The organism is Roseofilum sp. (genome assembly GCF_982964205.1).
In genome coordinates, this window is record NZ_CEZBFX010000179.1 from 1 (window position 1) to 6,486 (window position 6,486).

Consider the following 6,486-nt stretch of genomic DNA (forward strand, 5'->3'; position numbering starts at 1 on the left):
TTAGAGGGAGCCTTGGCCATGGCAGAAGGATTAGTGGATTTAGGCATTTTAATTGGCAATCCAGAAACCTTAGTCGAACAGGATGCCCATGCCCTCTTTTTTCCCCATGGAATTGGTCATTTATTGGGTTTAGATGTCCATGATATGGAAGATTTGGGTGATTTAGCGGGTTATACTCAAGGACGCAAAAGGAGCGATCGCTTTGGCTTGCAGTTTTTGCGATTAAATCGTCCTCTCCAACGAGGAATGATCGTTACCATTGAACCCGGATTTTATCAAGTTCCAGCAATTTTAGATAATCCCCAATTCCGCCATCAATATGATAAACTTGTTAGATGGGAAAAGCTTGCCCAATTTAAGGATGTACGCGGGATTCGTATTGAAGATGATGTATTAGTTACAGACCAAGGGGCAGAAGTATTAACAGCACAATTACCAACGACTCCAGACCAGATTGAACAAGTGATGATTAACTAGCCATAGGCTTATTTGCCTGCACCAAAGGTTCCAATTGTTTATCAATGCGGCGAATATGATTCACAAACCAATCGAGTAAATTGCGTTGCACTTGATCTGCAACGAGATTGAAATTCCGATTCATTTCAATATCACTCTTAATCTGGGTCAACATCTGCACAAAACTCTGATGGGCATTTTTATTGTCACAAGCTACAGGACACTGATAATTATCCATACAACCTTCTTCATACCGAAAATGAACGGCCACATAGCCATCGAGCATTTTCAAAATACTTTTAATTTCTCGGTTCGATTTTTTCGTCTTCAAGCCTTCTAGCAATCGATCCATTTCATCTAGCAACTGTTGATGTTGAATATCTAATAAGGGAATTCCAATTTCGAGAGAATCTGTCCAAGTTCGTGGCATAATCCACCTCTTTAGGCTTAAATAGGAAAAGAATTGAAACCGATTCTAACATGACTCACAGGACTGAAAGTTGATCAGATAATAAAGATTTCTCCAAAGTCCTGACATAGGGTATAGGAAACAACATTTGTTTTGAACTAATACCGTAATTACTCCGGATTAGTCTAGGGTGCAGTAGAAAAAATAAATAACCCGAAGAAACAACAAAACAGAATTTCTATGACTTCTATTTCTTCCTGGTTTGCTGAAAGCACACCGGCCAAAATTTCTCGTAAACGGCTTCCTCAAACCCTAGTAATCGTTCTGATTTTTACTAGTATGTTCACAGCGTATACTTGGAAATTAGCCGAACTGCAAATTATTCGGGGGAAAGAAAATCGAGAACGAGCAGATAGTAATCGCATTCGCCAAATGCCTGTCCCCTCAGACCGGGGAAATATTTTCGATCGCCAGGGAAAAATTCTAGTCTCCAATCGTCTCTCTCGGTCGGTTTATCTTTGGCCCAAAGAGCGATCGCCAGAAGAATGGGAAATTCAAGCGCAACAGTTAGCAACCGTTCTTAATATTTCCCCCAAAGAAATTATCGATCAACTCGCCGCCGATCGTTATCAATCTCGCCTACCAATTCGTATTTACCGCAATTTGAGCTTAGAAGAATTTACCGCTCTTTCCGAGTTCAATCTGATTGGGGTAGAAATTCGCTCAGAATCGAATCGTCTCTATCCCCATGGAACTTTAGCCAGCCATGCGATCGGTTATGTAGGAGAAGCCACCCATGAAGAACTCGACGCTAACCCAGATTATCCGATGGGGATGATTGTGGGCCAAATGGGAGTAGAACGGTTAGCCAATGAGCAACTCAAAGGTCAATGGGGTGGCCGGTTGGTGGAGGTGAATGCTAAGGGAGAAGAGTTGCGAGAATTGGGCTTATATGAATCTCGGTCTGGGGATTCAGTACAGTTAACCTTAGATCTAGAGTTGCAAAAAGCCGCTGAACAGGCTTTAAGAAACCGTCGGGGCGCAGTGGTAGCATTAGATGTTAAAACAGGCGGAGTATTGGCCATGGCTAGTGGCCCGACGTTTGACCCACAAATTTTTACCCGTCGGGTGACTCCCGAGGAGTGGGAAGAGTTACAAGGAGAGGATCAACCCTTTTTGAATCGCGCTCTACAGGGTTATCCTCCAGGAAGTACATTTAAAATTGTGACCGCAGCAGCAGGGATGGAGTCGGGGAAGTTTAGTCCCTATTCGATGTTAATGACTTCTGCTTATATTACAGTGGGCGGCATTCAATTCCATGAGCATAGTGGGGGTTATGGGGCGATCGGGTTTCGGGATGCCCTGGCTTACAGCAGTAATACCTTTTTCTATAAGGTGGGTATGGAAGCCGGAGTCAAGGCGATCGCCGAATGGGCCGAAAAGATGGGTATTGGCAAAACCACCGACTTAAGTCTCTTGGGGTTAGAAGGAGGACGGAATGGTTCTGTGCCGACTCCCGAACAAAAGCAAGACCTCTATGGTGAGCCTTGGTATCCTGGAGATACGGTGAGTATGTCCATTGGTCAGGGTTTGGTTTTAGCTTCTCCCTTAGAGTTAGCCGTAATGATCGGTAGTATTGCCAATGGGGGAATGCGGGTTAAACCCCATTTATTGGCTTCGCAAACGAATATCCAAACGATGCAACCGGAACCGACAGGATTATCTCCAGACACCATAGCAGCCATTCGAGAGGGTTTAGTGGCTGTGGTGCAAAAGGGAACGGGACGAGGGATGAATGATGGTTCGATTCCTTTGACGGCTGGAAAAACAGGGACTTCAGAGGTGTTGGGACAACAGTCCCATGCGGTATATGTGGGATATGGTCCCGTCAGCGATCCCCAAGTGGCGATCGCCGTAGTGGTGGAAAATGGCGGTTATGGTGGCAAAACCGCTCTACCCGTAGCTCAAGCAATTTTTCAGGCTTATTTCCGCCAGTAGAGCAGGAGAAATTGTTAACCTAGAGAAGATATCCTTTGAGTCACGAAAGATGAGTAGTCAGGAAGGAAAGGCGATCGTTAATGAATTCAAAACCCAGATATTTATTTTGGGTGGGTTTGTCACCCTCTTCTGGGTAGTCGAGATTGTAGATCTGCTCTTTTATAGCGGAGGGCTAGATCAATATGGCATTTTGCCGCGCAATATTATCGGTTTGCGAGGCATTCTCTGGTCTCCGTTCTTGCATGGTAATCTTCCCCATTTAATCGCCAATACAGCTCCCTTTTTAATGTTGGGATGGTTGGTGATGTTGCAAGAAACCAGCGATTTCTTTTGGGTAACAGCCATTACCATGTTAGTGGCTGGTAGTGGAGTTTGGCTATTTGGGTCCCCAGCGTTTCATATTGGCGCAAGCAGTTTAATTTTTGGCTATTTGGGGTTTTTACTCTTTCGCGGCTTGTTTGAACGCAATTTTTCCTCAATCTTTCTTTCCCTAGTCGTAGGTTTTTTCTATGGCGGTCTCATTTGGGGAGTGCTTCCCGGACAACCTGGGATTTCCTGGGAAGGTCACTTGTTTGGACTCCTTGGAGGTGTGCTAGCTGCTCGCTTTTTAGCCAAGCGTAAACACAGCACTTCGCGTGGTAATGGGTAATTGTTGATCTCCGCGTCCCTCCTATCCCCCTGACATAGTCCTGAAATCCATCTGCTCTCAACGCTTTGCTAAAGTAATAGCTTTGACTGTAGTCACAACCTAAGTGTTTTAATAACACCTGCTGTTCAGCCGTTTCGATCCCTTCGGCGATCGATTTCAAACCCAGTCCATGGGCCATTGCCAGAATGGTTGTCACTAGAGATACTGAAGCCGTATCTTCAGGAATTTCCCGAATATAAAAGGTTGATAGACCATATATAACTCATTCTGGGAAATAGCAGGAGCCAGAAACTCCTTTTCTCAGAAGCAAAGATCGCCCAACCTTATCGATCTCTCAAACTAATTCAATCTGACAATCATCTCCAATCATAAACCGTAGAGCTGTTGGACGACGAGGAGCAACGTTTAAGCGAGCGCGTCTACCTACCACACTATCCACAATGCGTTGTGGGATATTTTCTAAGGTTGCTTCTGCTAAAATCACGCTGTGTTCAATATCGACTTCTGTTAAGGTTGTGCTATTAGCAATACTACTATAGGGGCCAATGAATGTATTTTCGATATGACAATTCTCCCCAATAGCAACAGGGCCACGAATAGTGCTATTAATTACTGTTGTCCCTTTGCCAATTTTCACACGACCAATCACTTGACTTTGAGGATCGATAGTTCCTTTAACCTCTGATTCTAAGCGGGTATCGAGAATAATGCGATTGGCTTCCAAAAGATCGTCTTTTTTCCCGGTATCTAACCACCATCCTTCGATCTGACGCGCTTCTACCTGTGTTTTGCGATCGATTAAGACTTGAATGGCATCCGTAATTTCTAGTTCACCTCGTGGCGACGGTTGGATACTGGCGATCGCCTCATGAATTGCCTCAGAAAAGAAGTAAATCCCCACTAGTGCTAGATTTGAAGGCGGGTCTTTCGGTTTTTCCACCAGCTTTAAGACTCTTCCCTGAGTATCCACTTGTGCCACACCAAAAGCACTGGGATTAGACACGGTACGCAATAAAATGAGTCCATCTAGGCTATTTTCTTTAAATTGGTTCAAAAATGGAGTTAAGTCGCTTTGAATAATGTTATCGCCCAAATACATAACGAATGGGTCGTTTCCTAGAAAGGGCTGTGCCACCTTTACGGCATGGGCCAGACCGGCGGGTTTCTCCTGCAAAATATAGGTGATTTTTGCGCCAAACTGTTCTCCATTCCCAGTAGTTGCTTTCACCTCTTCTCCAGTTTCGGGACTAATAATAATGCCAATATCGGTGATGCCTGCGCCCACAATCCCTTCAATCCCATACCATAAAATGGGTTTATTGGCAACTGGAACCAATTGTTTGGCCCCCGTATAAGTAATGGGACGTAAGCGAGTTCCTTTACCACCAGATAAAATAAGTGCTTTCATGATTAATAGGGAATAGGGAATAGGGAATAGGGAATAGGGAATAGGGAATCACCGCGTCTCCCAACTCCCTGATTACCCTAATAAACTAAGTTTTCGGCATATTCGGCTAACATTTTCTGTAAACTTTGCCGCCAGTGGGGGGCAGGGGTTCCGAGAAGATCGGCGAGTTTTTTGCCTGAAAGAACGGAGTAAGCGGGACGTTTGGCGGGGGTGGGATATTGGTCGGTGGTAATGGGAAGCACTCGTTTAATTTTTAGGGGAATGCCTAACTTTTGGGCTTCTTCAAAAATGGCGATCGCAAAATCATACCAACTGGTCACTCCTGCATTCGTGTAATGATAAATACCTACTGTTTCCGAATTCAGCTTGGGAATCAATTGGGCGATCGCTCCCGCCAAATCCACTGTCCAGGTTGGCGAACCCACTTGATCGTACACCACACGCAGTTCTTCCCGCTCTTGACCCAGACGTAACATGGTTTTGACAAAGTTACCCGTCATGCCATTTCCATACACCCACGCAGTTCTGAGGATGGCAAAGGTTGCACCACTCTCTTGCACCACCTGTTCGCCCTGCAACTTGGATCGCCCATAGGAACTCAGGGGGTTAGTCTGGTCAGTTTCCAAATAGGGCTGATTTTTACTGCCATCAAACACATAATCCGTGGAAATATGGATTAACTGAGTCCCAGAAGCGGCTGCTAAACGGGCTAATTTTCCCGGTACTTCCCCATTCACCTGCATGGCCAAATCAACATCCTCTTCGGCTTTATCCACTGCGGTATAGGCAGCTCCATGCACCACAATATCCGGCTGCAAATCTTGCCAAAAGGCTTCCACCTTGTCAAATTCCGTTAAATCGAGTTCATTGCGATCAATTCCTCTGATCTCTCCCAAGGATGTCAACAAGGTGACCAACTCTTGGCCCAACTGCCCTTGGGCCCCAGTTACCAAAATTCGGGTCATGAATACACCTCAGCATCTGACAATAGCTTACCCGCCCGATCCTTAGTGGATAAGGTCGGCTCTAAGCCTTCAATTTGCCAATCAATGGCGATATTGGGATCGTTCCACAAAATCGATCGCTCGTGTTGGGGAGCATAATAATCACTGGCTTTATACAGTACCTCTGCTATTTCCGACAGCACGACAAACCCATGGGCAAATCCAGGCGGAATCCATAACTGGCGATGATTTTGGGCGCTTAACAAACAACTAACCCACTGGCCAAAATGGGGGCTGCTTTTGCGGATATCCACAGCCACATCTAAAATTTCGCCGACTGCAGCACGGACGAGTTTACCTTGGGCTTGTTGAATTTGGTAATGCAGGCCCCTTAATACTCCCTTCACGGAGCGAGAATGATTATCTTGGACAAACTCCACAGATTGGCCGGTAATTTCAAAAAAGCGTTTGTGATTATAACTTTCAAAAAAGAAGCCGCGATCGTCTCCAAAAACTTTGGGTTTTAGGATCAGAACGTCGGGAATTTTTGTTGGAATACACTGCATAAGGGAATAGGGAATAGGGAATAGGGAATAGGGAATAGGGAATAGGGAATAGGGAA

General features: G+C 45.2%; 7 protein-coding genes and 1 pseudogene. 3 read left to right on the plus strand and 5 right to left on the minus strand.

Annotation, left to right across the window (positions count from 1 at the left end; all coding sequences use genetic code 11):
* Positions 1 to 477, plus strand: a 477-nt coding sequence (locus AC3A14_RS23610; protein ID WP_487779196.1) for a M24 family metallopeptidase, incomplete at its 5' end; no start/stop codon positions are given.
* Here AC3A14_RS23610 and AC3A14_RS23615 read toward each other — a convergent pair.
* Positions 470 to 886, minus strand: coding sequence for a bacteriohemerythrin (locus tag AC3A14_RS23615; RefSeq protein WP_318719698.1), 417 nt, complete (start codon positions 884 to 886; stop codon positions 470 to 472). The two genes, AC3A14_RS23610 and AC3A14_RS23615, sit on opposite strands and share 8 nt — an antisense overlap.
* Before the next feature lie 219 nt (positions 887 to 1,105).
* Between AC3A14_RS23615 and mrdA the strand changes: the two genes are divergently transcribed.
* Together mrdA and AC3A14_RS23625 are read left to right on the plus strand one after the other, a co-directional pair.
* A complete protein-coding gene (gene mrdA / locus AC3A14_RS23620) occupies positions 1,106 to 2,863 on the plus strand; it encodes a penicillin-binding protein 2 (protein ID WP_318699541.1) in 1,758 nt (585 codons plus the stop codon).
* A gap of 49 nt (positions 2,864 to 2,912) precedes the next feature.
* Positions 2,913 to 3,512 carry a rhomboid family intramembrane serine protease gene (locus AC3A14_RS23625; protein WP_318699540.1) on the plus strand — a complete coding sequence of 200 codons (600 nt, stop codon included), beginning with the start codon at positions 2,913 to 2,915 and terminating at the stop codon, positions 3,510 to 3,512.
* Positions 3,513 to 3,588: 76 nt separating this feature from the next.
* Here the strand turns inward: AC3A14_RS23625 and AC3A14_RS23630 are convergent.
* From AC3A14_RS23630 to rfbC, 4 genes and pseudogenes are all read right to left on the minus strand, one after another.
* Positions 3,589 to 3,771: pseudogene (locus AC3A14_RS23630) on the minus strand (EAL domain-containing protein); the annotation flags it as partial.
* A gap of 75 nt (positions 3,772 to 3,846) precedes the next feature.
* On the minus strand, positions 3,847 to 4,920 hold the full coding sequence (locus AC3A14_RS23635) for a glucose-1-phosphate thymidylyltransferase (protein ID WP_318697996.1): 1,074 nt from the start codon (positions 4,918 to 4,920) through the stop codon (positions 3,847 to 3,849).
* A 77-nt stretch (positions 4,921 to 4,997) separates the two neighbouring features.
* A complete protein-coding gene (gene rfbD, locus AC3A14_RS23640; protein WP_318733337.1) occupies positions 4,998 to 5,885 on the minus strand; it encodes a dTDP-4-dehydrorhamnose reductase in 888 nt (295 codons plus the stop codon).
* Complete coding sequence (gene rfbC / locus AC3A14_RS23645; protein ID WP_318697999.1) at positions 5,882 to 6,430, minus strand: dTDP-4-dehydrorhamnose 3,5-epimerase; 549 nt, start codon at positions 6,428 to 6,430, stop codon at positions 5,882 to 5,884. The genes rfbD and rfbC overlap by 4 nt, the downstream gene beginning before the upstream one ends.
* Positions 6,431 to 6,486: the final 56 nt, after the last annotated feature.